The sequence below is a fragment of the Sphaerochaeta sp. S2 genome (assembly GCF_016406725.1).
Lineage (GTDB): Bacteria > Spirochaetota > Spirochaetia > Sphaerochaetales > Sphaerochaetaceae > Sphaerochaeta.
Window position 1 is genome coordinate 1 of record NZ_JAEKNT010000436.1, and the last position, 1,776, is coordinate 1,776.

A 1,776-nucleotide genomic window follows, 5' to 3' on the forward strand; every position below is an offset into this window, starting at 1 on the left:
GGTCTGTGGAGACCCCTAAGATTCCGGTCCGTACTGCTCCGGGGCGTATTACTGATACACTATACCCGAGAAGCTGGAGTTCCATACGAAGCGCATATGCATAGCTCTCGAGCGCTGTTTTGGTAGTACCGTACATTCCGGTAAACGGAAGGGGATCCAGAGGCGCCAATTCGCTGGTTGTAATAATAATCCTTCCCATAGGTTCCAATAGGGGAAGAAAAAGTCGGTTGATGCGGTACACACCAAAGAGATTGATATCGAAAATTCGGACAAACTCATCTTCGGGAATCTCAATAAGAGAGTTCAGGTCATACACCCCTGTAAAGTGGAGGATCGCTGTAAGAGATCCGGCCTCTTCCTTGATACGCTTGAAAGCAGCTGTCAGTCGGGTGCTGTCAGTTATGTCGGCTCTCAGAAACCGGAAGGAGAACGATCGATCGGGTTCTTGCCGGTCCAGACCGTATACGGTGTATCCGGAAGCTACCAATTGCTGGCAGGTTGAGAATCCCATACCTCCACTTGCCCCGGTAACGAGAATGTTCATACTCATATGCCTATCCTTTGTCTACGCATCTCTTCCAGCATTGATGGCGCAATACCTATAGGACGAATCAGTGTATATCCAAATTCGAAAAAGAATTACGTCTTGCATACACGACACGGGCAATGGTTACTTTTTTCTCCAACTCATCCACCCAGTAGAACATACTATAATTCTCAACCATGACCATTCTGTAGTCGTGGGACAATGGTTTTACGGGATAATATACGGCTGCTATGTATGGATTTTCTCCCACCCGTTCAGCTGAGGAGACAAAACGCTCCGCAAGCGCCTCAGCGGCTTGCCTGTTAAGAAGTGTCCTACTGATGTATCGTACAATCTCGGCCATATCATACCGTGGTGCTGGCAGATACTCCAATTGATAGACTTTCTCAGAGGACATCCTTCATTGCCTTTAGAACATCCTTCGAGGAATAACGAGCACCTGAAGAAAGGGCTTCACGTTCAGCCTCTTGGAGCTTCAAATAAACCTCACTATCGTAACGCATATTCTCATATGCCTCCATACTCAACACTACCATGTCACCATACCCTTGACGGGTCAGTATTATCGGTTGCTGGGTCTCATGAACCACCCTTGAGATCTCTGAGAAATTGTTGCGAAGGTCGCTCACTGGTCTAATCAGCTTAGGTTTCATCGGATCCTCCATCCAGGAATTAGCATAATTATGCTAATTTTACAAGAAGTAGTATCTGCACCATCCAATAAATTATCAAAAAGAGACCCAAGCAACACTACACAGCCATGTTCGCTACCATGCCAGCCTCCCCCGCATACTTCAGGAGAGGCCTTAGATCCAACGTGAGCTCGATGCACTCAGAATGCAATCTCCTGGTCAAGTTCATCAAGTTCTTCACGCTCTTCTGCTTTAGTAGTTGTATTTGGCTCTTTCTTGAACTCAACATGCTCAGCTACCACGAGGATGCGCTCCCGGTTTCCTCCATCCTTGTCAGTCCAACGCTCTTGGCGAAGTCTTCCAACCACTCTCACTCCCCTTCCTTTCTGTAGATAAGTCATGCAGTTCTTACCCAGTGTCCCCCATGCTTGAACGTTGATGAACATCACCTCTTCCACGGCTTCTGCTTTTGCATTACGAAAGAACCGATTAACAGCGATAGCAAACTTTGTCATCGCGCTTGTATTCTCCCCAAGTTCTACACGCTCAGGGTCCCTTACAAGGTTTCCTTCAATGACAACTTGCCCATGATACAAG

The 1,776-nt window shown here is 47.1% G+C and carries 4 protein-coding genes; all 4 read right to left on the reverse strand.

Going from position 1 to position 1,776, the window contains the following annotated elements:
- On the reverse strand, positions 1-550 hold a 550-nt coding region (locus JF818_RS12460), incomplete at its 3' end, for an SDR family NAD(P)-dependent oxidoreductase (protein ID WP_198892316.1).
- A 61-nt stretch (positions 551-611) separates the two neighbouring features.
- Positions 612-890, reverse strand: a complete 279-nt coding sequence (locus JF818_RS12465; protein WP_198892317.1) for a type II toxin-antitoxin system RelE/ParE family toxin — start codon at positions 888-890, stop codon at positions 612-614.
- Between the two features lie 43 nt (positions 891-933).
- Positions 934-1,200 (reverse strand): type II toxin-antitoxin system Phd/YefM family antitoxin, encoded by a 267-nt coding sequence (locus JF818_RS12470; protein ID WP_198892318.1) that lies wholly within the window; start codon positions 1,198-1,200, stop codon positions 934-936.
- A 179-nt stretch (positions 1,201-1,379) separates the two neighbouring features.
- Positions 1,380-1,776, reverse strand: a 397-nt coding sequence (locus JF818_RS12475) for a single-stranded DNA-binding protein (protein WP_370570339.1), incomplete at its 5' end; no start/stop codon positions are given.

Excerpts from the sequence above, each read along its gene's own strand:
- JF818_RS12465 (WP_198892317.1), bottom strand. The coding sequence starts at position 890 with ATGGCCGAGATTGTACGATACATCAGTAGGACACTTCTTAACAGGCAA.
- JF818_RS12470 (WP_198892318.1), bottom strand. The coding sequence starts at position 1,200 with ATGAAACCTAAGCTGATTAGACCAGTGAGCGACCTTCGCAACAATTTC.